At 71.9% G+C, this 24,772-nt stretch carries 25 protein-coding genes; 16 read left to right on the top strand and 9 right to left on the bottom strand.

The window, feature by feature from the left end; translation table 11 throughout:
* Positions 1-5 precede the first annotated feature (5 nt).
* The 6 genes from ACIOC1_RS27870 to ACIOC1_RS27845 form a co-directional block, all read right to left on the bottom strand.
* Positions 6-764: a hypothetical protein gene (locus tag ACIOC1_RS27870; RefSeq protein WP_391049653.1), complete on the bottom strand. Its 759-nt coding sequence runs from the start codon at positions 762-764 to the stop codon at positions 6-8.
* 152 nt (positions 765-916) lie between these two features.
* Positions 917-1,702: a hypothetical protein gene (locus ACIOC1_RS27865; RefSeq protein ID WP_401856658.1), complete on the bottom strand. Its 786-nt coding sequence runs from the start codon at positions 1,700-1,702 to the stop codon at positions 917-919.
* Between the two features lie 270 nt (positions 1,703-1,972).
* The gene (locus ACIOC1_RS27860; RefSeq protein ID WP_355342211.1) at positions 1,973-2,428 is read right to left on the bottom strand and encodes a TerB family tellurite resistance protein; all 456 of its coding nucleotides are present in this window, start codon (positions 2,426-2,428) and stop codon (positions 1,973-1,975) included.
* A 149-nt stretch (positions 2,429-2,577) separates the two neighbouring features.
* Positions 2,578-3,570 carry a zinc-binding dehydrogenase gene (locus ACIOC1_RS27855; protein ID WP_401856657.1) on the bottom strand — a complete coding sequence of 331 codons (993 nt, stop codon included), beginning with the start codon at positions 3,568-3,570 and terminating at the stop codon, positions 2,578-2,580.
* A gap of 145 nt (positions 3,571-3,715) precedes the next feature.
* On the bottom strand, positions 3,716-4,204 hold the full coding sequence (locus ACIOC1_RS27850; protein WP_391049648.1) for a hypothetical protein: 489 nt from the start codon (positions 4,202-4,204) through the stop codon (positions 3,716-3,718).
* A 167-nt stretch (positions 4,205-4,371) separates the two neighbouring features.
* On the bottom strand, positions 4,372-4,947 hold the full coding sequence (locus ACIOC1_RS27845; RefSeq protein ID WP_355342220.1) for a TerD family protein: 576 nt from the start codon (positions 4,945-4,947) through the stop codon (positions 4,372-4,374).
* Positions 4,948-5,124: 177 nt separating this feature from the next.
* Between ACIOC1_RS27845 and arfB the strand changes: the two genes are divergently transcribed.
* Complete coding sequence (gene arfB, locus ACIOC1_RS27840) at positions 5,125-5,562, top strand: alternative ribosome rescue aminoacyl-tRNA hydrolase ArfB (protein ID WP_355342223.1); 438 nt, start codon at positions 5,125-5,127, stop codon at positions 5,560-5,562.
* 70 nt (positions 5,563-5,632) lie between these two features.
* Here arfB and ACIOC1_RS27835 read toward each other — a convergent pair whose 3' ends face one another.
* Positions 5,633-6,151 carry a flavin reductase family protein gene (locus tag ACIOC1_RS27835; RefSeq protein WP_355342226.1) on the bottom strand — a complete coding sequence of 173 codons (519 nt, stop codon included), beginning with the start codon at positions 6,149-6,151 and terminating at the stop codon, positions 5,633-5,635.
* Between the two features lie 288 nt (positions 6,152-6,439).
* Between ACIOC1_RS27835 and cdgB the strand changes: the two genes are divergently transcribed.
* From cdgB to ACIOC1_RS27815, 4 genes are all read left to right on the top strand, one after another.
* On the top strand, positions 6,440-8,104 hold the full coding sequence (gene cdgB, locus ACIOC1_RS27830; RefSeq protein ID WP_401724372.1) for a diguanylate cyclase CdgB: 1,665 nt from the start codon (positions 6,440-6,442) through the stop codon (positions 8,102-8,104).
* 337 nt (positions 8,105-8,441) lie between these two features.
* Positions 8,442-9,641, top strand: coding sequence for a histidine kinase (locus tag ACIOC1_RS27825; protein ID WP_391049646.1), 1,200 nt, complete (start codon positions 8,442-8,444; stop codon positions 9,639-9,641).
* Positions 9,642-9,716: 75 nt separating this feature from the next.
* A complete protein-coding gene (locus tag ACIOC1_RS27820; protein ID WP_355342358.1) occupies positions 9,717-10,406 on the top strand; it encodes a response regulator transcription factor in 690 nt (229 codons plus the stop codon).
* Between the two features lie 113 nt (positions 10,407-10,519).
* Complete coding sequence (locus tag ACIOC1_RS27815) at positions 10,520-11,497, top strand: zinc-binding alcohol dehydrogenase family protein (protein ID WP_401856656.1); 978 nt, start codon at positions 10,520-10,522, stop codon at positions 11,495-11,497.
* A gap of 16 nt (positions 11,498-11,513) precedes the next feature.
* Here the strand turns inward: ACIOC1_RS27815 and ACIOC1_RS27810 are convergent, their stop codons facing one another.
* Positions 11,514-12,659, bottom strand: a complete 1,146-nt coding sequence (locus tag ACIOC1_RS27810) for a threonine aldolase family protein (protein WP_401856655.1) — start codon at positions 12,657-12,659, stop codon at positions 11,514-11,516.
* A 464-nt stretch (positions 12,660-13,123) separates the two neighbouring features.
* On the opposite strand from ACIOC1_RS27810, the gene ACIOC1_RS27805 reads away from it, so the two are divergent.
* From ACIOC1_RS27805 to ACIOC1_RS27760, 10 genes are all read left to right on the top strand, one after another.
* Positions 13,124-14,020, top strand: a complete 897-nt coding sequence (locus ACIOC1_RS27805) for a DUF2520 domain-containing protein (RefSeq protein ID WP_355342364.1) — start codon at positions 13,124-13,126, stop codon at positions 14,018-14,020.
* A gap of 50 nt (positions 14,021-14,070) precedes the next feature.
* Entirely contained in the window at positions 14,071-14,850 is a 780-nt protein-coding gene (panC, locus tag ACIOC1_RS27800; protein WP_391049788.1) for a pantoate--beta-alanine ligase, read from the top strand.
* Complete coding sequence (locus ACIOC1_RS27795) at positions 14,847-16,694, top strand: L-aspartate oxidase (protein WP_401856654.1); 1,848 nt, start codon at positions 14,847-14,849, stop codon at positions 16,692-16,694. Before panC ends, ACIOC1_RS27795 begins: the two co-directional genes overlap by 4 nt.
* Positions 16,691-17,749 (top strand): carboxylating nicotinate-nucleotide diphosphorylase, encoded by a 1,059-nt coding sequence (gene nadC, locus ACIOC1_RS27790; protein WP_355342244.1) that lies wholly within the window; start codon positions 16,691-16,693, stop codon positions 17,747-17,749. Before ACIOC1_RS27795 ends, nadC begins: the two co-directional genes overlap by 4 nt.
* A 6-nt stretch (positions 17,750-17,755) precedes the next feature.
* Positions 17,756-18,550 (top strand): type III pantothenate kinase, encoded by a 795-nt coding sequence (locus tag ACIOC1_RS27785; RefSeq protein ID WP_355342247.1) that lies wholly within the window; start codon positions 17,756-17,758, stop codon positions 18,548-18,550.
* Positions 18,551-18,714: 164 nt separating this feature from the next.
* On the top strand, positions 18,715-19,494 hold the full coding sequence (locus tag ACIOC1_RS27780) for a hypothetical protein (RefSeq protein ID WP_355342249.1): 780 nt from the start codon (positions 18,715-18,717) through the stop codon (positions 19,492-19,494).
* Positions 19,495-19,554: 60 nt separating this feature from the next.
* Positions 19,555-19,731, top strand: a complete 177-nt coding sequence (locus ACIOC1_RS27775; protein ID WP_355342252.1) for a hypothetical protein — start codon at positions 19,555-19,557, stop codon at positions 19,729-19,731.
* Positions 19,732-19,897: 166 nt separating this feature from the next.
* Positions 19,898-20,293, top strand: coding sequence for a BlaI/MecI/CopY family transcriptional regulator (locus ACIOC1_RS27770; protein ID WP_355342255.1), 396 nt, complete (start codon positions 19,898-19,900; stop codon positions 20,291-20,293).
* A 9-nt stretch (positions 20,294-20,302) separates the two neighbouring features.
* Entirely contained in the window at positions 20,303-20,821 is a 519-nt protein-coding gene (locus ACIOC1_RS27765) for an amino-acid N-acetyltransferase (RefSeq protein ID WP_355342258.1), read from the top strand.
* A gap of 121 nt (positions 20,822-20,942) precedes the next feature.
* Complete coding sequence (locus ACIOC1_RS27760) at positions 20,943-21,281, top strand: Lsr2 family protein (protein WP_355342261.1); 339 nt, start codon at positions 20,943-20,945, stop codon at positions 21,279-21,281.
* Here the strand turns inward: ACIOC1_RS27760 and ACIOC1_RS27755 are convergent.
* Complete coding sequence (locus tag ACIOC1_RS27755; protein WP_401856653.1) at positions 21,212-21,796, bottom strand: SCO3374 family protein; 585 nt, start codon at positions 21,794-21,796, stop codon at positions 21,212-21,214. The two genes, ACIOC1_RS27760 and ACIOC1_RS27755, sit on opposite strands and share 70 nt — an antisense overlap.
* 434 nt (positions 21,797-22,230) lie before the next feature.
* Here ACIOC1_RS27755 and ACIOC1_RS27750 point away from each other — a divergent pair, with 434 nt between their 5' ends.
* Positions 22,231-24,750 carry an ATP-dependent Clp protease ATP-binding subunit gene (locus ACIOC1_RS27750; RefSeq protein ID WP_355342267.1) on the top strand — a complete coding sequence of 840 codons (2,520 nt, stop codon included), beginning with the start codon at positions 22,231-22,233 and terminating at the stop codon, positions 24,748-24,750.
* Positions 24,751-24,772: the final 22 nt, after the last annotated feature.

Below are 24,772 nucleotides of genomic sequence, written 5' to 3'. Positions count from 1 at the left end.
GAACGTCAGCCGTCCATTTGGTGGAAGCGGGACTCGGCGAAGGTGAAGGCGGTGTCGCGGACGCCGAAGGGGTGCTGGAAGGCGTGGTTGAGCTGGGCGGTGAGGCAGATGGCGAAGGCGATGGCGGCGCCCACGAAACAGAGGGCCACGAGATGGCGGGCGGTGGCGGTGAGGCCGAGGACCGGGGGGAAGGCGATGAGGAAGCCGCCGGCGACCAGCATGGCGAGCCAGGTGATCCGGGGCATGCCCGCTTTGACCTCGGCGGCGCGGTCGGTGCGCGTTTCGTAGACCGTGGCCAGCGCCGTCGTGGCGGCGGACTTCGCCGTCTGGTGGCCGGGCGCGGCGGCGCCGATGGCCGCGCGCACCTGGTCGAGGGCATGCCACGCCTCGGGGCTGGTGTGCCCGTGGGCGAGTTCGGGGAACTCCACGGTCCTGACGTCGGAGGTGTACTGCCGCAGCAGCGCCCGCACCTTGACGCGGTCGGGGCTCGCGAGACCGCCCGCCGCCCAGTACGTGTCACCCAGCGCCCTGGCCTCGTCGTACGTACGGGACCGCGCGGTGCTCAGCGCGGACCAGCTGCCGGCGACCTGGAAACCGGTCAGCAGGATGAAGGAACTGAGCAGGACACCGCCGATGAGCGACAGCGCCTGACCGTTGAACTCGACGCTCGCCAGCCGCTGTTCCTGGCCGAGGAAGTGGCCCAGCAGGACGGCGAAGGCGACACCGCCGAGGACGGACAGCAGCGAGACGACGTACATGGACATACGACTCCTGGGGCTTCGGTACGGCGGTGCTCAGGTCTCAGGTGGTTCGGTGCGCGCGGGTGCGCGCCTGCTCTGGACGACGTGACTTCTGGACGAGGTGACCTCTGGGCGAGGTGACCTCTGACGACGCGACCGCTCCGGACGAACCGAGGTCAGCGGCGACGTGCGACGAAGCGCGGCAGGGCCGCGAGGGCGGCGGGCAACAGGACGGCCAGCATCGACAGCAGCCACCAGCGCGACACGCTCTCGTCGGGGCCGGGCGACGGCGGCGGCTGCGCGTCGAAGGGCGGTTCGGCGCCCGTGCCGCGCGGCTTCGCGTCGTCGTCCCCGGCCGACGACGGTGTCGGTGACAAGGGCGCGGCCGGGCGTACGCCGGGCCCGGCGGCCGTACGGTGCCGGGCGGACGCGGCGTCGGCGGGCGCTGCGGACGGGGGAGGAACGGGCGCGGAGCCCGTGGGGGACGGTGTCGGGCGGCCCGCGCCATTCGTGGGCGGTGTCACGGGCGGCGGTACGGCTACGGGGCCCGAGGCCGTCGGGGCCGCGGTGGGGGTGCACGTGGGGGAGGGGGAGGAGGTGGGGGTCGGGGACGACGTCGGCGTGGGTGTCGGCGAGCCCCCGCCGGACGGCGGCCTGGGGCCGCAGGGTTCACCGACCTTCACGGTGAGGCGGCCAACCGGGAGCCGTAAGGAGACATCCAGATGCAGCAGTCGGCTGATGATCCTGCCGTCGACGCACACCGCCACGGTCACCGGCTGGTGCCCGCCGCTCCCGGCTTCCCCGCCGCTGCCGGTTTCCGTCGCGGCCGACGCCCGGCCCGCCCCGGCCACGACGCCTGCCAAGACAGCGACGGCGAAGACGGCGACGGCGACCGGTGTGACGGCTCGTACCGCCACGGCGGCCGCGCGGCACGCGGAGCCCTCCACCGGCACGGTCAGCACCTCGCTTCCCCAGGAGTCGCCCGGTGGCGCGCAGTGCTGTACCGGTTTCCGCTGGTATCAGCATGAAGATATGGGGACGCGGAGGGTCATGTCATTCGAACAGCCCAATATGGCCAAAAATGGGCACGCGGCATGTGCCGCCCGGCGGCGCGGCCGTCACCAGGCCGCGCACCGCCGGAGGCAGGGGCGCCGGATCACGAACTCGACCGGACCACGAACCCCGGTCGCGGAAGCCCCCGGTGACGGAGACCCCCGGTCACGCGGGGCCGGTCAGAGGTCGAACTCCGCCGGGTTGAGGCCCACCGCGAAGCACGCCTCGCGCACGACGGCCTGCTCGGTCTTGTCGAAGTCGCCGTCGGCGCCGCCGATGACGATGCCGATCTGGATGACGGCACGCGCCTCCGTCGGCTTCTTCTGCACCTTGGCGATCTCCTGGAGGATCGCCACCTTGCCGAGGGCGAAGTCGGCGGTGAGCTTGGTCAGGTAGTCCTCGAAACGGCGCTGGAGGTCGGGCGCCGGGAAATTCTGCAACACGTCGTTGCTCGCGATCAGCGACGCGACGCGCTGCCGCTCGGACGGGTCGACGGAGCCGTCGGCGGCGGCCACGAGCGCGCACATCGCCATGCTGGCATCGCGGAAGGCCCCGCTCTTCAGGTCGTTCTTCTTCGCGTTGAGCTGGGTCTGCATCGTCTTGGTGGAGTCTTTCAAGCGGTCCCACAGGGCCATGAGCGGGTCTCTCCTCGGGCGGGGTTCGGTACGTGGTCCGTACGCGATCTGAGAACTCTCGGGGAGCGTAAAGGAGTTCCCAAGACGGAAAGACGGCACCCGGCGAGCGCGTGTGCGGGCCGTACGCCGTCCCCCGCCCGAAGTCCCGGCTACGGGATCAGGACGACCTTGCCCATCGTCGCCCGCGACTCCAGCGCCCGGTGCGCCCCGGCGGCGTCCGCGAGCGGGAAACGCTGTACGGCGGGCCGCAGTCGGCCGTCGGCGGCGGCCTCCAACGCCTCGGTCTCCAGCGCGCGCATCCCTTCCGGGGTGCCGGTGAACTTCTGGAGGGCCGGGCCCACGACGACCCGCGAGGTGATGCCGCGCTCGGCGAGTTCGCTGTCGGCGAAACGCAGCGGTTCGCCCGAGGACCAGCCGTAGACGAGGTGCCGGCCGCCGGGCGCCAGCAGGCCGACCGCGGCGCGCGCGAGGCCGCCGCCCACGGAGTCGAGGACGACGGTCGCGCCCGCGCCCCCGAGGAAGTCCCGCACCTCCCGCGTCCATTCCGGCCGCCCGTAGTCGACGGCGAGGCCCGCGCCCAGCGAGCGGACCCGTTCGGTCTTCTCCGCGCCGCCCGCCGCGCCGACGACGGTCGCGCCGAGCTGCCGCGCGTACTGCACCACCAGCGTCCCGATGCCGCCCGCGGCGGCCAGCACCACCACGGTGTCGGCCGCCCGCAGTTCCGCCAGCCGCAGGATGCCCACCGTCGTACGGCCCGTGCCGATCATCGCGACGGCCGCGGCGGCGTCCAGGCCGTCGGGCAGCGCGTGCAGCCGGGCGGCGTCAGTGACCGCGGCCCCCGCGTACCCGCCGGGCACCATGCCCAGGTGCGCGACGACGCGGCGGCCGAGCCACGCCGGGTCGGTGCCGTCCCCGAGCGCGTCCACGGTGCCCGCCACCTCCCGGCCCGGAATCGTCGGCAGTTCGGGCGCGGGCATCGGGCCGCCCTCGTACTTCCCGGCCCGCAGTGTGGTGTCCACCAGGTGCACTCCGGCCGCCTCGACCGCGATCCGCACCTGTCCCGCGCCCGGCACGGGGTCCGGCACCTCCTCGTACCGCAGATTCTCCGGAGGGCCGAAGGCGTGCAGTTGTACGGCGTGCATGGCGGGTCTCCTGTCGGGGTACGGGCGCGGCGCGTGCGGACCCCAGCCAACAACCTCAAGCGGACTTGAGGTCAAGCGGCGCCCTCACTTCCGTGACCGCCTCACACGCGCCTCACGCCCGTCCCGCATCCGCCTCACACCCGCCTCACACCCGCGGGAAACGGCTCAGCAGATCCCAGATCACCGGATTTCCGTCCAGGCCCTCGTGCATATCCGTGAGGTCGGCCACCACATCGTGCAGGAAATCCCGCGCCTCCCGCCGTAGTTCCGCGTGGTGCAAGGACAACGGCGGCTCGTCCTCGACCCAGTCGGCCGTCACGTCCACATAGCCGAAACGCCGTACGAACCTCAGCCGGTCCGCCGACTCCGTGAAGTCGAACTCCGCATATTGCGGCCGCGCCGCCCTGCTCCCCGCCGGGTCCCGGTCCAGTTCCTCCACGATGTCGCACAACGCCCAGGCGAAGTCCAGCACCGGCACCCATCCCCAGCCTGTGGACAACTCCCGCTCGCCCTCGGCCACATACACATCCCCGCAGAACAGATCGTGCCGCAGGGTCCGCACATCCGCCGTCCGGTAATCCATCTGCGGCGGGTCGGGAAAGCGGCGCGAAAGGGCGTATCCGAGGTCGATCACCCACCGATGGTGTCACCCGCGCGCGCGGGCCCGTACACCCGGACAGGCGGACAGGCGGACAGGCGGACACGGGAGAACCTGCGCCCGGACACGCGAACGGCCCCCGGTCCCCGGAAGCGTCCGGGGCGGGGGCCGTGCGGTGGGCGGCTCTGACGGTGACCCGTGTGTTAGAGGGTCACACCGAAGTCGGTCGCGATGCCGACGAGGCCGGAGGCGTAACCCTGGCCGACGGCGCGGAACTTCCACTCGGCGCCGTTGCGGTACAGCTCGCCGAAGACCATGGCGGTCTCGGTGGCCGCGTCCTCGCTCAGGTCGTAGCGGGCGATCTCGGCGCCGCCGGCCTGGTTGACGATGCGGATGTACGCGTTGCGGACCTGGCCGAAGTTCTGGCTGCGGGCCTCGGCGTCGTAGATCGAGACGGGGAAGACGATCTTGTCGATGTCGGCGGGCAGGCCCGCGAGGTTGACGTTGATCGCCTCGTCGTCGCCGTCGCCCTCACCGGTCCGGTTGTCGCCGGTGTGGACGATGGTCTGGTCCGGGGTCTGCTTGTTGTTGAAGAAGACGAAGTGGCCGTCGGAGTAGACCTTGCCGTCCACCTTCACGGCGATGGCGCTGGCGTCGAGGTCGAAGTCGGTGCCGGTGGTCGTCCGCACGTCCCAGCCGAGGCCGACAGTCACGGCCGTCAGGCCGGGCGCCTCTTTGGTCAGTGAGACGTTGCCGCCCTTGGACAGGCTTACAGCCATGAGGAGTCCCCTTTTGTGGTCTGTCATAGGTACTCCGACGAAACTACCGTCATTCCCCAGAACGCGGTCACAGGATCGTACGGTTCAGTAATCCTGCAACTGTGCTGTTGCGCAGCCGCCGAAACTGTTGCGCCGCTGTCGAAAACCCCGTGACGCGCGGGCCCCGGACGCGGGATCATGGGACACATGTCCGGGCCACTTCTCATTCGCGGTTCGGTCTCCGTGCCGGAGGCCGAGCTTCTGTGGCGTTTCTCGCGTTCCTCGGGGCCGGGCGGTCAGCATGTGAACACCTCCGACTCGCAAGTCGAGTTGCGCTTCGACCTCGCACGTACGGAGTCGCTGCCGCCGGTGTGGAAGGAACGCGCGCTGGAACGGCTCGCGGGACGGCTGACCGGCGGCGTACTGACGGTCAAGGCGTCCGAGCACCGCTCGCAGTGGCGCAACAGGGAGACGGCGCTCACCCGCCTCGCCGCGCTGCTGGCGCAGGCCACGGCGCCGCCGCCCAAGGCGCGCCGCGCCACGAAGATCCCGCGCGGGATCAACGAGCGGCGGCTGCGCGTGAAGAAGCAGCGCAGTCAGACCAAGCGGGGCCGCAGCGGCGGCGGCTGGGACTGAGCGGACCGCCTCGGGGACCCGTATACCCGGGTATACGGCGCACGGCTCGGCGCGGGCGGGAGCCCACGGCTCAGCGCAGGTAGCGGTACCGGCCGCGGAAGTACGTCAGCGGCCCGCCGTCGGCGCTCGGCGTCCTGGCCGTCAGCACCCGCCCCACCACCAGGGTGTGGTCACCGGCGGGCACCCGCTGCTGCGTCTCGCACTCGAGTATCGCGAGCGCGCCGCCGAGCACGGGAGCGCCGGAGTGTTCGCCCCGGTAGTACGAGATGTCCTCGAAGAGCAGCCGGTCGCTGATCCGGCCGCGCATCGCGAAGCGGCCCGCGATGTGCCGCTGGCTCTCGCTGAGGACCGAGGCGGCCCAGCGCGGCTGCCGCTCCAGCAGGTCGTCCATCCGCGAGCCCTCGCGGACACTCACCATCACCAGCGGCGGTTCGAGCGAGACGGAGAGGAAGGCGGTGGCGGTCATGCCGACGTCCTCGCCGCGCGGCTCGTCCTCCGAGTCGTGTGCGGTGATGAGGACGACGCCCGCCGCCAGGCGGGACATCGCGGCGCGGAAGTCGTCGAGGTCGACGGTCTCGGATAGGCCCATGGTGGTCCCAGGATGCCGTCCGGGTGAAGGTTCAAGCACATCCATCACGTTACGGGGCGGTAGGAATCGCGCGCATCGGGCTCCGGTCGGAGGCGGGCCGTGGCCGGTCCTAGGACCAGGGCTCTACGTTGTGTGTTCAACCGCTTACATGATGATGTGACTTGAGTCACAAGGGCGAGGAATTGTTGACCCTGTGTACCTGGGGCACAGCTCGCTGTGATTCAGTGGCCCGTGTAATCCGTTGATTTGAAATTATCAGGAGTTGCTGTCGAGGGCGCGGAGAGAGGCATGGACACCGAGTCGGAGCCGTATGTCCGTCTCGCGACCCTGCGTCAGCTGCACCAGGTCGTCGCGGACCTCAACACGGCGCGGAGTCTCGCTGACACCCTTCAGGCCGTCGCGGAAGGCGTGGTCAAGGGGCTGAACTACGAGCTGGCCGCCGTCAATCTGGTGCGCCCCGACGGCGATCTCATCGTGGCCGCCTTCGCGGGCAGCGCCGCGGCCGAGGCCCTCATGGCCGGACGCATCGGCTCGCGCACCTCCTGGGAGCGCCGCCTCACCATGGGCGAGCGCTGGGGCACCCTGCGCTTCATCCCGCACACCGAGGGCTGGGTCCTCATCGACGACGACGTGCCCCAGTGGCACACCGAGGGCCCGCTGCCCCGCTTCGCCGACGAATGGCACCCCGGCGACCGCCTCTACGCCCCCATGTACTCCTCGCAGACCGTCGGCAGCGAGCTGATCGGCGTCATATCCGTCGACAAGCCCACCAGCGGCAGGCACCCCGGCCCCTGGGGCTGCGAAGCCCTCCAGATGTACGCGTTCCAGGCCGGCATAGCCATCAGCAACGCCCGGCTGCGCGCCAACATGCAGCGCGCCCTCGTCCGGCTCGAACGCGACCAGCAGGCACTGCGCGCCAGCGAGGAGAGCTTCCGGCAGGCCTTCGAGTACGCCCCCAGCGGCATGGCCATCGCCGAGATGGGCGGCGACCAGCACGGCAAGCTGCTGCGCGCCAACGACGCCCTGTGCCGCCTCCTGGGCCGCTCCGCCTCCACCATGCGCCGCTACTCCTTCTCCGACCTCGTCCACCCCGAGGACGTCGGCCTGCTGCTGCGCACCTCCGCCGAGGGCGGCCGGGCCGAACTGCGGCTCGCGCGGCGCGACGGCAGCTACGTCTGGGCCTCGCTGCGCAATTCGGTCGTCGCCGACACCGCCGACGGGCCGCGCTTCCTGCTCACCCACGTCGAGGACATCGAGGAGCGCAAGGGCCGCGAGCTGCAACTCGCCCACCGCGCCAGCCACGACTCGCTCACCGGCCTGCCCAACAGCGCCGAACTGCGCGCCCGGCTCTCCGCCCGGCTCTGTTCGCGGCCCCAGGACCGCGACGCCCACGACCTCTCCGACGCCCTCGGCGTCCCCGGCGACGGGCCCGACGAGTTCGCCTTCAGCTACGGCTACGGGCCCGAGGAGCTCGCCGCGCCCCTCGGCGCCCTCGGCTACGACTCGCACACCCACGTCACCGCGCCCGACGAGAGCGACCCCGAGAACGCGGGCAAGGGCCTCGCCGTCCTCTTCTGCGACCTCGACGGCTTCAAGTCCATCAACGACCGCTTCGGGCACCACACCGGTGACGCCGTCCTCATCGAGGTCGCCCGCCGCCTCACCGGCGCCGTCCGCGACGGCGACACCGTCGCCCGCCTCGGCGGCGACGAGTTCGTCGTCCTCGCCGACGGGCTGGCGCCCGCCGACGCCGCCGACCTCTCCGTCCGCCTCCGCAACGCCATCATCCCGCCCATCCGCGTCGACGGGCGCGCCGTCCGCGTCGGCGCCAGCTTCGGCATCGGCTGGGCCGGGTGCGGGATGACCGCCGAGGAAGTCCTCCACTCGGCCGACCAGCGCATGTACGTCGAGAAACGCTCGCGCTCCCGCACGGGCCACCGCCGCGCCGGCTGACCCCTCCCCGCGCGGGTCGCGGCTCTTCGCGGCCCGGCCCCGGGCGGTTCCGTTGCGCCGGGGGAGGAACCGCGCGCTCAGCCACGGTGCTCCCGCAGGTCACCACCGGCCCCGGCGGGGCAGTCCGGTGGTCTGCGGACCACCGGCCGGCGGGGGCCGGCGGCGCGCTCTCCCCGCGCCCCGGACGGGGCGGGCCCTCCCGCGGAGAGGCGGGGCACGGGCGGCGGGACGTAGAGGTGAGTGGGGGGACCCGGCCCGGAGGGTCCACCTTGGGGAGTAGGGGAGATCGCTCCAGCGGCTGACCCCGGCACGGGTTCCGTTGCCTACGCTGGGTTATGTGCAGCGCATCTACGACTTTCTCCGCAGACACCCGACGTGGGTCGACGGCTTCTGGGCCCTCGTCCTGCTCGTGGTCTGCGCTGTGTGGGTGCTGGAAGTCCCCGACCTGAGGTTCCCCGAGCGGCTGCTGGCGGTGCCGCTGTCCGGCGCGCTGGCGGTCGTGGTGGCGCTGCGCCGCCGTGCGCCGGAGAAGATGCTGCTGCTGGCCATCGGGGTCGGCCTGACCCAGTTGGCGCTGGGCGTGCAGACCAATCCCGGCGACGCGGCGATGCTGGCGATCATCTACACGTGCGCGTCCAACGGCGAGCGCTGGTCGTCCCGGCTGGCCCTGCTGGCGGGCCTCGCGGCGGCGCCGCTGTCGATGCTGCGCTGGCCGCCGCACGACGAGTACTCGACGGTCTGGACGACGCTGCTCCAGACCTTCTTCCTGACGGTGATCTTCGCCCTGTCGTGGGTGGTCGGCGACCGCCTCCGTACCCGCCGCGCGTACTACGCGGAGCTGGAGGAGCGGGCGGCCCGGCTGCACCGGGAGCGCGAGGCGCAGTCCAAGGCGGCGGTGGCGGCCGAGCGGGCCCGTATCGCCCGCGAGCTGCACGACGTCGTGGCGCACAACGTCTCGGTGATGGTCGTCCAGGCGGACGGCGCCGCGTATGTGCTGGACGCCGCGCCCGACCAGGCCAAGCAGGCGCTGTCGACCATCTCCACCACCGGCAGACAGGCCCTCGCCGAGATGCGGCGGCTGCTCGGGCTGCTGCGCGCGGGCGACGACGCGGGCGGCGAGTACGTGCCGCAGCCCGGCGTCGACCAGCTCGCCGATCTGATCGACCAGGTGCGCGGCGCGGGCCTGCCGGTCAGATTCGAGGTCGCGGGCGACGCCAGACCGCTGTCCAGCGGCGTCGAGCTGACCGCGTACCGCATCGTGCAGGAGGCGCTGACGAACGTCCGCAAGCACGGCGGGGACGGCGCCAGCGCCAGCGTCATGCTGGGCTTCGGCGACGCGGCGCTCGACCTGCTGATCGAGGACGACGGGCGCGGCGCCCGGCACGAGCTGTACCAGCAGGGCGGCCGGGACGGCCTGGGCCAGGGCCTGATCGGCATGCGGGAGCGGATAGGCATGGTCGGCGGCACGCTGGACGCGGGTCCGCGCCCCGGCGGGGGCTTCCGGATCAGCGCGGTGCTGCCGCTGAGAACCGGTTAGCCGGACGACCACCACGGCCGGGACCGGCGAGGACCGGCGGCCGTGACCACGGAGAACTACCGAGAGGCAGGACACATGGCGATCCGCGTCATGCTCGTCGACGACCAGGTGCTGCTGCGCACCGGGTTCCGGATGGTGCTCGCCGCCCAGCCGGACATGGAGGTCGTGGCCGAGGCGGGCGACGGCGCCGAAGCGCTGGAGGTGCTGCGGCACACGCGGGTCGACGTCGTGCTGATGGACGTCCGCATGCCGCGGATGGACGGGGTCGAGGCGACCCGGCACATCTGCGGGGGCGACCGCGGCGAGGCGGTCCGCCGGGAGGGCGAGGGCCCGCGGGTCCTCATCCTGACCACCTTCGACCTGGACGAGTACGCCTTCGCCGCCCTCAAGGCGGGCGCCAGCGGCTTCATGCTCAAGGACGTGCCGCCGGACGAACTGCTGGGCGCGATCCGGGCCGTGCACAGCGGCGACGCCGTGGTGGCGCCCAGCACCACCCGGCGGCTGCTCGACCGCTTCACCCCGATGCTGCCGTCCGCGGCGGCCGAGGAGCACAAGGAGGTCGACAAGCTGACCGAGCGCGAGCGCGAGGTGCTGCTGCTGGTCGCCCAGGGCCTGTCCAACGGCGAGATCGCCCGCAAGCTGGTCCTGTCGGAGGCCACGGTCAAGACGCACGTCGGCCGCATCCTCACCAAACTGGGCCTGCGCGACCGCGTCCAGGCCGTCGTCCTGGCCTACGAGACGGGCCTGGTGCGGGCCGGCGGCTGAGGCGGCCGGACCCCTGAAGCGGTTACCGGCGGTTCGCGGATACGGGTTCACGCCGGGCCGATCAGGGAAGGTCCGTACCGACCGGTAGGGATCACAGCACGGGGGAGTACGACATGCGCGCCATCGTTTTCGAGCAGTACGGAGGTCCCGAGGTTCTGCGCCTCGCGGACGTGCCGCGGCCCTCGCCGGGCCCCGGCGAGGTCACCGTCGACGTCGCCTGGGCGGGCGTCAACTTCGCCGACGTCAAGGCCAGGGCCGAGGGCTACCGGGTGGAGGCGCTGCCCTTCCGGCCGGGCCTCGAGGTCTCGGGGCTGATCCGCGAGGTCGGCCCTGACGTCACCGACTTCACGCCCGGCCAGGAGGTCGCCGCCTTCCTCGACGGCGGCGGCTACGCCGAGACCGCGCTCGCGCCGGCCGCCACCGTCTTCGCCCTGCCCGCGGGACTCGACCTGCGCACCGGCGCCACCCTCCCCAGCGTGCTGCCCACCGCGTACGCGCTGCTGCACGAGGTCGGGCGGCTGCGCGAGGGCGACACCGTGCTCGTCCAGGGCGCGGCGGGCGGCGTCGGCACGGTCGCGGGACAGCTCGCCCGGCTGGGCGGCGCGGCGGCCGTCTACGGCGTCGTCTCCAGCCTCGACAAGGCCGACCACGCGCTCAAGTCCGGTTACGACGAGGTCTTCATGGCCGCGACCTTCGACACCGACGTCCGGGCGGCGACCGGCGGGCGGGGCGTCGACATCGCCCTCGACCCGGTCGGCGGCGAGACCTTCCGCCGCACCCTCGGCACGCTCGGCCGCTTCGGCCGCCTCGTCTCCTTCGGCAACGCCGGTTCGGAGGAGCCCTGGCGGATCGGGCCCGCCGACACGTATCCGCTGGGGCTGTCCGTCTCGGGCTTCTCCGTCCTCGGCATGGCCGCGCAGGAGCCGCAGCGGCTGCGGCGGATCGCCGACGCCGCCTTCCGTACCGTCACCGACGGCGATGTGGAGCTGCCGGTGAGCGCCGAATTCCCGCTGGAGCGGGCGGCGGAGGCGCACCGGCTGCTGGAGTCGCGCAGGAGCACGGGGAAGCTGCTGCTGCGGGTGGGCGGCTGAGCGGACGGCCTCGGTCCTACGGCCGGGGGAGGCGGCGCGCGAAGGCCGCCGCCGCCTCCCTGACGTCCTGCTCGGTCCATTCGAGCGCCGGGGCCGCGACCGTCACCTCCGTCATGGACAGGCCGGGCACGCCCGGCTCCGCGAAGACGGCGCGGCCGAAGAGGGAGATCCTGGTCTCCTCGGCCTGACGCAGTGACGCCTCACCCAGGACGTCGGCCGGATACGGCAGCCAGAGCTGGAACTGGTGGGTCTGCGGCTCTTCCGGGTGCACCCGCAGCCACGGCACGCCGCCCTCCGTCAGGCCCTCGCGCAGGGCCCGCGCGACCGGCTTGGCGTGCGCCACGAACGACGGGAGCCGCGGCAGTACGGTGTCGAGACCGGCCAGCGCCGCCAGCGCGGCGGGGAACTGCTGGAACAGCATGCCGCCGTACCGGTGCCGCCACGCCTTCGCCTCAGCGACGACGTCCGCGGAGGCGGCCAGGGCCGCGCCCGAGATGCCGTCCAGCGACTTGTAGAAGCTCACGTACACGCTGTCCGCGAGGGCCGCGATCTCCGGCAGCGGGCGGCCGAAGTGGGGTGTGCACTCCCACAGGCGGGCGCCGTCGAAGTGCACGACCGCGTCCCGGTCGCGGGCGGCGGCCACCGTCGCCGTCAGCTCGTCCCACGACGGCAGCACGAAACCGGCGTCCCGCAGCGGCAGTTCGAGCATCAGGGTGCCGAACGGCTCCTCGAAGTCGCGGATCTCTTCCGCGGTCGGCAGGCGGGGTTCCGTCGTCGGGTGGACGGTGCGCAGGCCGCTCACCGCGTGCAGCGCGCCGCGTTCGTGCACCTCCGGGTGGGCCATCGGGTGCAGCGCCACCGTCGCGTTGCCCGTGCGGCCCGCCCATGCCCGCAGGGCCACTTGCTGGGCCATCGTGCCCGTCGGGAAGAAGGCCGCGTCCTGCGTGCCGAGGGTTTCCGCCACGCGGCGCTCCAGGGCGGCCACTACGCCGTCGCCGTAGATGTCCACCGGTTCCGTCACGTCGTACGCCGTCGCCGCCTCTTCGGCGAGCCGCGCCAGCCGTTCCCCAAGGGTTGCCTTGGGGCCGGACATCAGGACCCTTCCGTCGCACTTCGCGACTGCCGCCGCGACCTTCTCCCGCATCTCGCCGTCATCGCCCATCCCCCGATACTCCCTTCCAGGGCGGTCCCCCGCCACGCCTTATCGCCCCCCGCGCGGGTGCCCGCCCTCCCTCCTTTCCCGCCCGCCCGCCCACCCGTGCGGGTGTTTTTTCGTCTGCGGGTGCCGCTTGTGCCTGGGTCGGTGCCGGTCCGGGGCACCTCCTCGGGCGACGAACGTGCACCCACTTCGAAAACGTCCAGCCCTTGTCCGTTCGTCCCCCTGCGGGGGCACCCCGGACCGGCACCGACCAGGCACAGGCGGCACCCGCAGACGACAAAGCACCCGCACGGGTGGGCGGGCGGGAAAGAAACAAGACAAAGAGACGCAGCGGTGTGCTGAAGCTCTCGCAGGGGGCACCCCGCACGGGCTGACCGCCCCGGAGGGGATTCGCGTAGGATTGACGAGAAGGCGTCCGGTACCCCGGTGAGGACTGGAACGGAAGGCTCGGAGCGCGCGTGGACGAGATGGGCAAGGCGGAGGGGCGGCCGGCGCGACTGGCCGTCGGGGTCGTGGGAGCCGGCAGAGTGGGCCCCGCACTGGCGGCGGCGCTGCGCATGGCGGGGCACCGCCCCGTGGCGGCGTCCGGCGTGTCCGAGGCGTCCAAGCGCCGCGCCGCGGCGCTGCTCCCCGGCGTCCCCCTGGTGGAACCGGCCGCGGTGTTCGAACGCGCCGACCTCGTACTGCTGACCGTCCCCGACGACGCCCTGCCCGACCTGGTCAAGGGCCTCGCGGAGACCGGCGCGGTGCGGCCGGGCCAGCTGCTGGTGCACACCTCGGGCCGGTACGGCACGTCCGTGCTCGACCCGGCGCTGCGCGCGGGCGCGCTGCCGCTCGCGCTGCACCCGGTGATGACCTTCTCCGGCACCCCGGTGGACGTGCAGCGCCTGGCGGGCTGCTCCTTCGGCGTGACCGCCCCCGGCGAGCTGCGGCTGGCCGCCGAGGCCCTCGTCATCGAGATGGGCGGCGAGCCCGAGTGGATCGAGGAGGCCGCCCGCCCGCTCTACCACGCGGCACTGGCCATCGGCGCGAACCACCTCGTCACCCTGGTGGCCCAGTCGATGGACCTGCTCAAGGCGTCGGGCGTCGCCGAGCCCGGCCGCATGCTCGGCCCGCTGCTGGGGGCCGCGCTCGACAACGCCCTGCGCTCCGGTGACGCCGCCCTGACCGGGCCGGTCGCCCGCGGCGACGCCGGCACCGTCACCGCGCACCTGGACGAACTGCGCGCGCACGCCCCCGAGACGGTGGCCTCGTACGTGGGAATGGCCCGCGCCACCGCGGACCGCGCTCTGGCCAACGGAATGCTGAAACCGGAGTTCGCGGAGGCGCTGCTCGGCGCCCTCGCCAATGGAGGGACCCCGTGACCGAGCTGGTGCACACCGCGGCGGAACTGCCCCCGGCCGCCGCCGTCGTCATGACGATGGGCGCGCTGCACGAGGGCCACGCCGCCCTGATCCGCGCGGCCCGCGCCTACGCGGGCGACGGCCTCGTCACCGTCACCGTCTTCGTCAACCCCCTCCAGTTCGGGCCGAACGAGGACCTCGACCGCTACCCCCGCACCCTCGAAGCCGACGTCGTGCTGGCGCAGAAGGCCGGCGCCGACCACGTCTTCGCGCCCGCCACCGACGAGGTCTACCCCGGCGGCCGACCGCAGGTCCGTATCACCGCGGGACCCATGGGCGAGCGGTACGAGGGCGCGTCCCGGCCCGGCCACTTCGACGGCATGCTGACCGTCGTCGCCAAGCTGCTGCACCTCACGCGGCCCGCCGCGGCCTTCTTCGGGCAGAAGGACGCCCAGCAGCTCGCCCTGATCCGCCGCATGGTCACCGACTTGAACTTCCCCGTCGAGATCGTCGCCGTACCGACCGTGCGCGAGCCGGACGGCCTGGCGCTGTCCAGCCGCAACCGCTACCTGTCGGAGCGGGACCGCGAGCACGCGCTGGCCCTGTCCCGCGCCCTGTTCGCGGGCCGGGACGCGGCCGGGGGCGGCCCGGACGCCGTACGACGGGCGGCAGGACACGTCCTGGCCACGGCCGACGGCCTCGCCGTCGACTACCTGGCCCTCATCGACCCCGCCGACTTCACCGAAGCCGCGCCGGACCACGCGGGCCCCGCCGTCCTCGCCGTCGCCGCCAAGGCCGGCACCACCCGCCTGATCGACAACCTCCCGCTGGAGTTCGGAGCCGCCGAATGAACGGAACCAGAGCCACAAGCGTGAGTACCGGCATCCGCCTGTACGCCGCCGAGCCCGGCTGGACGCTGACCTCCGACGTGGTCGTGGTCGGCTCGGGCGTCGCGGGCCTCACCGTCGCCCTGCGCTGCGCCGCCGCGGGCGCGAAGGTCACCGTCGTGACCAAGGCGCACCTGGACGACGGCTCGACCCGCTGGGCGCAGGGCGGCATAGCCGCGGCCCTCGGCGAGGGCGACACCCCCGAGCAGCACCTGGCCGACACCCTCGTCGCGGGCGCGGGCGTCTGCGACGAGACGGCCGTCGCCACCCTGGTCACCGAGGGCCCCGCCGCGGTGCGCCGCCTCATCGCGACCGGCGCGCACTTCGACACAGACAAGACCAGCGGCGAGATCCTGCTGACCCGCGAGGGCGGCCACCACCGCCGCCGGATCGTCCACGCGGGCGGCGACGCGACCGGCGCCGAGGTCTCCCGCGCGCTGATCGAGGCGGTCCGCGAAGCCAATATCGACTTCGTCGAGAACGCGCTGGTCCTCGACCTGCTCACCGACGCCGAGGGCCGCACCGCGGGCGTCACCCTGCACGTGATGGGCGCCGGGCAGCGCGACGGCGTCGGAGCCGTACGCGCCCGCGCCGTCGTCCTGGCCACCGGCGGCATGGGCCAGGTGTTCTCGGCGACCACCAACCCGGCGGTGTCGACGGGCGACGGCGTGGCGCTGGCGCTGCGCGCGGGCGCCGAGGTCAGCGACCTGGAATTCGTCCAGTTCCACCCGACCGTGCTGTGGCTGGGCCCGGACGCCGAGGGCCAGCAGCCGCTGGTCTCGGAGGCGGTACGCGGCGAGGGCGCGCACCTGGTGGACGCCGACGGGGTCCGCTTCATGGTCGGCCAGCACGAACTGGCCGAACTGGCCCCGCGCGACATCGTCGCCAAGGGCATCACGCGGCGGATGCAGGAGACCGGCGCCGAGCACATGTACCTCGACGCCCGGCACTTCGGCGCCACCATGTGGGAGGAGCGTTTCCCCACCATCCTGGCCGCCTGCCGCGCCCACGGCATCGACCCCGTCACCGAGCCGATCCCGGTCGCGCCCGCCGCGCACCACGCGTCCGGCGGCGTCCGTACCGACCTCCTCGGCCGTACGACCGTCCCCGGCCTGTACGCGTGCGGCGAGGTCGCCTGTACGGGCGTGCACGGCGCGAACCGGCTCGCGTCGAACTCGCTCCTCGAAGGGCTGGTCTTCGCCGAGCGGATCGCCGCCGACATCGTCGCCGACCCGACGGTGCCGGGCGAGCCCGTCATCCCGGAGCCCGCGCACACCCCGCTGCTGGCCTCCGAGGCGCGCTACGAGGTGCAGCGGATCATGTCGGCTGGCGCGGGCGTCCTGCGCAGCGCCGACAGCCTGGCCACCGCGGCGGGCGCGCTGGAACGGCTGCACACCGCGGCCGTCGAGGAGTACGACAGGGACGGCAAGACCGCCGAGCCGTGCGTCGAGACCTGGGAGGCGACCAATCTGGGCCTGGTCGCCCGGGTGCTGGTCGCCGCCGCCCGCCGCCGCGAGGAGACCCGCGGCTGCCACTGGCGCGAGGACCGCCCCGACCGCGACGACCAGGCGTGGCGCCGGCATCTCGTCGTACGCCTCACCCCGCACCGCACGCTCGCGGTGCACACCACCGAACGCACGGACTTCCCGCCGACCGGCGGCGGCACGGGGGACACCCGGGGCGGCGCCCCCGGGACCGCTCCGATCGTGGATGATGGGGCCGCCCCCAACGGCACCGCGCCGGACGCCGCGCCCAGTACCGCGAACCGTCCGCCGCACGCCGCTCGGAATCCGAAGGAGCCCTCGTGACCACCCCCGACCGTCCCCGGCCCGTCGCCCTCCCGCTGCCGCAGATCGGCCCGCCGAGCGAGGTGACCGGCGGCGGCTGCGGTGACGGCTGCGGCTGCGGCGCGGGCGAGGCGTACGACGACGCGTACGGCCTCGACCCGCTGGAGTGCGGCCTCGACCCCGACCTGGCGCAGCTCCTGATGGACGCGGGCCTTGACCCGGTGCAGGTCGAGGACATCGCGCACATGGCGATCGAGGAGGACCTGGACCAGGGCGTGGACGTCACGACCGTGGCGACCGTCCCCGAGGACGCCTTCTCCACCGGCGACTTCACCGCCCGCGAGGCGGGCACCGTGGCGGGCCTGCGGGTCACCGAGGCGGTGCTGTCGGTGGTGTGCACCGACGAGTTCGAGGTCGAGCGGCACGTGGAGGACGGCGACCGGGTCGCGGCCGGGCAGAAGCTGCTCACCGTGCGCACCCGCACCCGCGACCTGCTGACCGCCGAGCGCAGCGCGCTCAATCTGCTGTGCAGGCTCTCGGGCATCGCCACCGCCACCCGCGAGTGGGCCGACGTGCTGGAGGGCACCTCCGCGAAGGTCCGCGACACCCGCAAGACGACTCCGGGCCTGCGGGCGCTGGAGAAGTACGCGGTCCGCTGCGGCGGCGGCGTCAACCACCGGATGTCGCTGTCGGACGCGGCGCTGGTCAAGGACAACCACGTGGTCGCGGCGGGCGGCGTGGCGCAGGCGTTCAAGCTGGTCCGCGAGGAGTTCCCCGATCTGGCGGTCGAGGTCGAGGTCGACACGATGCACCAGGTGCGCGAGGTGCTGGACGCGGGCGCCGACCTGATCCTGCTGGACAACTTCACCCCGGCCGAGACCGCGGAGGCCGTCGCGCTGGTCGCGGGCCGCGCGGTGCTGGAGTCCTCGGGCCGTCTCACCCTGGACACCGCCCGCGCCTACGCCGAGACCGGCGTGGACTACCTGGCGGTCGGCGGCCTCACCCACTCCTCCCCGATCCTGGACATCGGCCTCGACCTGCGCGCGGACGCCGCGGGCCGGCGAGCGGAAGCGTAGGGGCGCATGCTGCTCACCATCGACGTCGGCAACACCCACACCGTCCTCGGGCTGTTCGACGGGGAGGAGATCGTCGAGCACTGGCGGATCTCCACCGACCCGCGCCGTACCGCCGACGAACTGGCCGTACTGCTCCAGGGCCTGATGGGGATGCACCCGCTGCTCGGCGACCTCGGCGACGGCATCGACGGCATCGCGATCTGCTCGACGGTGCCGTCGGTGCTGCACGAGCTGCGCGAGGTGACCCGCCGCTACTACGGCGACGTCCCGTCGATCCTGGTCGAGCCGGGCGTCAAGACCGGTGTGCCGATCCTGGTCGACCACCCCAAGGAGGTCGGCTCCGACCGGATCATCAACTCGCTGGCCGCCGTGCACCTCTACGGCGGCCCGTGCATCGTCGTGGACTTCGGCACGGCGACCACCTTCGACGCGGTGTCGGCGCGCGGGGAGTACGTGGGCGGCGCCATCGCGCCCGGCATCGAGATCTCGGTGGACGCGCTCGGCATGCGCGGCGCGCAGCTGCGCAAGATCGAGCTGGCCAGGCCGCGCAGCGTCATCGGCAAGAACACGATCGAGGCCATGCAGTCCGGCATCCTCTACGGTTTCGCCGGGCAGGCCGACGGCATCGCCGAGCGGATGGCGCGCGAGCTGGCCGACGACCCGGACGACGTGACCGTCATCGCGACGGGCGGCCTGGCGCCGCTGGTCCTGGGCGAGGCGTCGATCATCGACGAGCACGAGCCCTGGCTGACGCTGATCGGACTGCGGCTGGTGTACGAGCGGAACGTCCAGACGTCGTAGCGCCCGGGGTGTACGCCGTGTTGCCCGCCGTGTCTCGCCGTGTCGCCCGGCGGTACGGGGCGGCTCCGGGCCGTACGGGGGGCTTGCGGCGGTACGGGGCGGGCGACGCACCCGAGTGCGCGAGGATGCGTGTGATTTGTCCGGTTAAAGACTAATCTTTCGCTATGCCCACGCCACACGGAAACCGAGGCGGGATGGCGTTCAGCGCGGACGAACTGCGCGTGCTGCGCCGAGCCCTGGCGGAAGTCCTGTCCCCTTACGCGGGCCGGACCGACACCGCCGCCGCCGACGCCGTGCTCGCGCCGCGCCCGGCCGAGCACGTACGCCCGGCGGAACAGCTCCGCGGACCCGTACGCCCCGCCGCACAGGCGCGCGTACCGGCGCGGCCCGCCGAGCACGTACAGGAATACCTCCGGCTCGTGCACGCCGTGGACGACGCGGTGGCCGAGGCGGGACGGCTGCGGTCGTTCCTGCTGGACGAGCTGAGCCGGTACCGGCAGGCGCTGCCCGGAAGCGCGGGCGGGTATCTGGAACGGCTCACCGCCGCGCTCGCCGGCGGCTACGTACCCGGCGCGGACGACCTCGCCGCACTGCGCCGCCTGCGGGCCGCACCGAGCGGAACCCCGGAGTACCGGCGGCGCACCGCACTGCTGCGCCGCTGCGAAACCCTCGCAGAGAACGACGTACGACTCCGTCTGGAGGCCCATATGACCACGTCGCGCCGCCTGCTCGCCCTTCCGGGCGCCCGTTCCGCCACCGCCGCGGACCCGGCGGAGAAGAAGCCGTCCCCGGCTCCTTCGCCCCGCCCGAAGTCCCCGGCGCCCTCCCCCTCGCCGGGACCCGGCGAGGGCGCGCCCAAGCGCCCGCCGACGCCCGCCGAGATCTGGCCGCCCGGCCGCAAGCCCGCCGCGCCCAAGCGGGACGACGAGGCCCGCTCGGCCTGACGGGCCCCGCCGCACCCACCCGCCGTCGGCGGCGCGGGAGGCGTGGCTACGCTGGTCGGTATGGACTACGTATCCGCGATCGTGCCGCCGCTGGTGATGGCGATCCTCTTCATCGCCGTCATCGTGACGATCATCAAGAATCAGGGCGGGGCCAACAAGGCCAAGGAGGACGCGGCGGTGGACGCCGCCTTCGCCCGCGCCGAGGCCGCGCGCCAGCCCTCCGCCGAGGACCGCTGACGCCCGCCGCGGCATTTGACGGCCAAGAAAATCAATATCATCTGATACTTGGCCGAAGATCCATGCCCGATCCACGGACCGGTGCGCGGCGCCCGACAAGGCGCCGTGCGCCGGTCCGACCCGTTTGGTCCCGATAAGCGGAACGTCTGCGGCTAGTATCCGGAATGTGCCCCGGCCATTGGGAGACCTCGAAGACGCCGTCATGACGCGAGTGTGGGAGTGGAACCGACCGGTCACGGTTCGTGAGGTCCTGGAGGATCTCTCACGGGATCGATCCATCGCGTACACAACTGTCATGACCGTAATGGACAACCTGCGCCAGAAGGGCTGGCTCCGCCGCGAGGAGGAAGGCCGCGCTTATCGTTATGAGGCCGTTTCGACGCGTGCCGCATACTCTGCCGCACTGATGAACGAAGCGTGGTCCGCGAGCGACAACCCGGCCGCCGCGCTCGTCCACTTCTTCGGCATGATGTCTCCGGAACAGCGTGAAGCGGTCCGTGACGCATTGCGCATCATCCAGTCCGTCGACCCCTCCGGTCCTGCGGATCCCGAAGGGCGATAGCGTCCGCACATGCCCCTCATGTCGAATGACGTCACCATCCGCCGGGCGCGCACCGGCGATGTCGCCGCGGTACGGACGCTGCTCGACTCCTATGTGCGTGACGGCATCCTGCTCGACAAGCCGACAGTGACCCTTTATGAGGACATCCAGGAGTTCTGGGTCGCGGAACGGGACGAGGACGCGAACGTGGTCGCGTGCGGCGCCCTGCACGTGATGTGGGAGGACCTGGCCGAGGTCAGGACGTTGGCGGTGGACCCGACACAGCGCGGCAAGGGTGTCGGCCACCAGTTGCTGGCAAAGTTGCTGCACACCGCACGCTGGCTGGGAGTCCGCCGAATTTTCTGCCTCACCTTCGAAGTGGACTTCTTCGCGAAGCACGGCTTCGTGGAGATCGGGGAGACGCCGGTCGACGGCGATGTCTTCGGCGAGCTCCTCCGTTCCAATGACGAGGGTGTCGCGGAGTTCCTGGACCTGGAGCGAGTGAAACCGAACACCTTGGGCAACAGCCGCATGCTGCTGCAACTCTGACCGTTCCGGTTTGTCCGGATCGCGCTACCTCGCGGGCGCCCGTTCGTGCAAGGGGTTTGTGTTTTTCCCGCAAAGGCGCTTTGCTTTTACCGTTAATCCGTTTTCGATGAAAGGGAAGCCGGTGGCTCAGAAGGTCCAGGTTCTTCTTGTTGACGACCTCGACGGCGGCGAGGCGGACGAGACCGTCACGTTCGCTCTCGACGGTGTGACCTACGAGATCGACCTCACCACCGCGAATGCTGACAAGCTCCGCGGGCTGCTCAACCCGTACACGGACAGTGGCCGTCGTACCGGCGGACGGGCCGGTCGTGGCCGTACCAAGGCGGTCCGCGGAGGCGGCGCTTCCGGTCCCGACACCGCGAAGATCCGTGCGTGGGCCAAGGAGAAGGGTTACGAGGTCAACGACCGCGGTCGTGTTCCGGCCACCATTCGTGAGGCGTACGAGAAGGCCCACGGCTGATCCTGGCTACGCGTCCGCAGCGTGATCCGGTGGCAGGCCGTCGCAAGGGCGGCCACCAGTGCCGTGAGCCCGATGGGTACCCCCGTTCCATCGGCTCCATCCGTGACACGCAGCGCGGGCACCGTGGACTCGACTTCGCACCCCGGTCGGGGAGGCCGCAGCCACACCGGCGCGGACCGGTCGTACGCGGCCTCCCGGCGGCCCCACTCGGGGTGCGCGGGCGCTCGCATCGGAGCGCCGGACCCCAGCGCCGTCAGATCCAGCCGGATACCGCCCCACTCCAGCCACTCCAGCAGCCCCGGCAGCTCCTCGGCGGATCCGGCGGCCACCAGCAGCCGGATCCGGTGGCCGTCCAGCGCCACCGGGCCGAGCTGGCCCGGCCGCGGGAAACGGTTCAGCACCGCCAGACCCGCCTCCGCGGGCACGTCCACCGCGTCGAACCGCACCCCGGTGACCAGACCCGGCGGCAGCGCCCCGGTGGTCGGCCACCCCAGTTCGTGCTCGTACCAGCCCATGCCGTGTGCAACTGCCCGCCGGGGCAGGGGTTACGGCGGCGACCACGTACCGTCGATGGGTGAACACGTTCGGTGTCGGCCGGAAGTGTCCGTAACGGCGCAAGGTTGTTCGCCCTTAGCGCACTCCCCAGCCGCTTTCGGCATGGAGTGTCCTGGGCAGAGGGTAAGAAGTACCTAGTGGGAAGGGCTGGTGTTCGAGCAGGCGAGGGCGTGCGTTCGCCACGGGCGTACTTGATAAAGGGGTATTCGCCTGGCCTGCGGGAACATCGTCTCGCACCATCGAGGTTGTGTGAGTGACGTCAGCCGGTAGCGCAGCTTTCCTCGCGCGAGCGGGGGTGGATACGTGAGCGGCGCCGCTGTGCGGGACTAGCATGCGGAAGGACAGGGAGGGGACCGACCCCTCACTGCCCGACCGCTCTGAGGAGCGATTAACGATGTTCGAGAGGTTCACCGACCGCGCGCGGCGGGTTGTCGTCCTGGCTCAGGAAGAAGCCCGGATGCTCAACCACAACTACATCGGCACCGAGCACATCCTCCTGGGCCTGATCCACGAGGGTGAGGGTGTCGCCGCTAAGGCCCTGGAGAGCCTCGGGATTTCGCTCGAGGCGGTCCGCCAGCAGGTGGAGGAGATCATCGGCCAGGGCCAGCAGGCCCCGTCCGGCCACATCCCCTTCACCCCCCGGGCGAAGAAGGTCCTGGAGCTGTCGCTCCGCGAGGCCCTCCAGCTCGGCCACAACTACATCGGCACCGAGCACATCCTGCTCGGCCTGATCCGCGAGGGCGAGGGCGTCGCAGCCCAGGTCCTGGTGAAGCTGGGCGCCGATCTCAACCGGGTCAGGCAGCAGGTCATCCAGCTCCTGTCCGGCTACTCCGGCGGGAAGGAGTCGGCCACGGCAGGCGGCCCGGCCGAGGGCACCCCCTCGACCTCGCTCGTCCTCGACCAGTTCGGCCGCAACCTGACCCAGGCCGCTCGTGAGACCAAGCTCGACCCGGTGATCGGGCGCGAGAAGGAGATCGAGCGGGTCATGCAGGTGCTGTCCCGCCGCACCAAGAACAACCCCGTGCTCATCGGCGAGCCCGGCGTCGGCAAGACCGCCGTCGTCGAGGGCCTGGCCCAGGCGATCGTCAAGGGCGAGGTGCCCGAGACGCTGAAGGACAAGCAGCTCTACACGCTTGACCTCGGCGCCCTGGTCGCCGGCTCCCGCTACCGCGGTGACTTCGAGGAGCGCCTGAAGAAGGTCCTCAAGGAGATCCGCACCCGCGGCGACATCATCCTGTTCATCGACGAGCTGCACACCCTGGTCGGCGCCGGTGCCGCCGAGGGCGCGATCGATGCCGCCTCCATCCTCAAGCCCATGCTGGCCCGCGGTGAGCTCCAGACCATCGGCGCCACCACGCTGGACGAGTACCGCAAGTACCTGGAGAAGGACGCGGCCCTCGAGCGCCGCTTCCAGCCCATCCAGGTCGCGGAGCCGTCGCTCCAGCACACCATCGAGATCCTCAAGGGCCTGCGCGACCGGTACGAGGCGCACCACCGGGTGTCCATCACGGACTCCGCCCTGGTGGCCGCCGCGACCCTGGCCGACCGGTACATCTCGGACCGCTTCCTGCCGGACAAGGCGATCGACCTGATCGACGAGGCCGGTTCCCGGATGCGTATCCGCCGGATGACCGCGCCGCCGGACCTGCGCGAGTTCGACGAGAAGATCGCCGACGTGCGCCGCGAGAAGGAGTCCGCGATCGACTCGCAGGACTTCGAGAAGGCGGCCTCGCTCCGGGACAACGAGAAGCAGCTCCTCGCCGCGAAGACCAAGCGCGAGAAGGAGTGGAAGGCCGGCGACATGGACGTCGTCGCCGAGGTCGACGACGACCTGATCGCCGAGGTCCTGGCGACCGCCACCGGCATCCCGGTCTTCAAGCTGACCGAGGAGGAGTCCTCCCGCCTGCTGCGCATGGAGGACGAGCTGCACAAGCGCGTCATCGGCCAGCGGGACGCCGTCAAGGCGCTCTCCAAGGCCATCCGACGCACGCGTGCCGGTCTGAAGGACCCTAAGCGTCCCGGCGGCTCGTTCATCTTCGCCGGCCCGTCCGGCGTCGGTAAGACCGAGCTGTCCAAGGCGCTCGCCGAGTTCCTCTTCGGCGACGAGGACGCGCTGATCGCGCTCGACATGTCGGAGTTCAGCGAGAAGCACACCGTCTCGCGGCTCTTCGGCTCGCCTCCCGGCTACGTCGGGTACGAGGAGGGCGGCCAGCTCACCGAGAAGGTGCGCCGCAAGCCGTTCTCCGTCGTCCTCTTCGACGAGGTCGAGAAGGCCCACCCCGACATCTTCAACTCGCTGTTGCAGATCCTGGAGGACGGTCGCCTGACCGACTCCCAGGGCCGGGTCGTGGACTTCAAGAACACGGTGATCATCATGACCACCAACCTCGGCACCCGGGACATCTCCAAGGGCTTCAACCTGGGCTTCGCCGCCCAGGGCGACACGAAGTCCAACTACGAGCGGATGAAGAACAAGGTCAGCGACGAGCTGAAGCAGCACTTCCGCCCGGAGTTCCTGAACCGCGTCGACGATGTCATCGTCTTCCCGCAGCTCACCGAGGAGGACATCCTCCAGATCGTCGACCTCATGATCAGCCGGGTCGACGAGCGGCTGCGCGACCGCGACATGGGCATCGAGCTCAGCCCCGACGCCAAGGTGCTGCTCTCCAAGCGCGGCTACGACCCCGTCCTGGGCGCCCGGCCGCTGCGCCGGACCATCCAGCGCGAGATCGAGGACTCGCTCTCCGAGAAGATCCTCTTCGGCGAGCTGCGCCCCGGTCACATCGTCGTGGTCGACGTCGAGGGCGAGGGCGAGACGGCCAAGTTCACGTTCCGTGGCGAGGAAAAGGTCACGGTCGCGGACGCGCCGCCGGTGGAGACGGCGAGCGGGCCGAATCTGACCAAGGACGCGTAGCGCCTCCGGCGCGGTAGCGTCC

The sequence above is a fragment of the Streptomyces sp. NPDC088197 genome, from assembly GCF_044741185.1.
Classification (GTDB): Bacteria; Actinomycetota; Actinomycetes; order Streptomycetales; family Streptomycetaceae; genus Actinacidiphila.
Note: the sequence above shows the minus strand (reverse complement) of the source record. Positions and strands in the feature narration are given on the sequence as shown.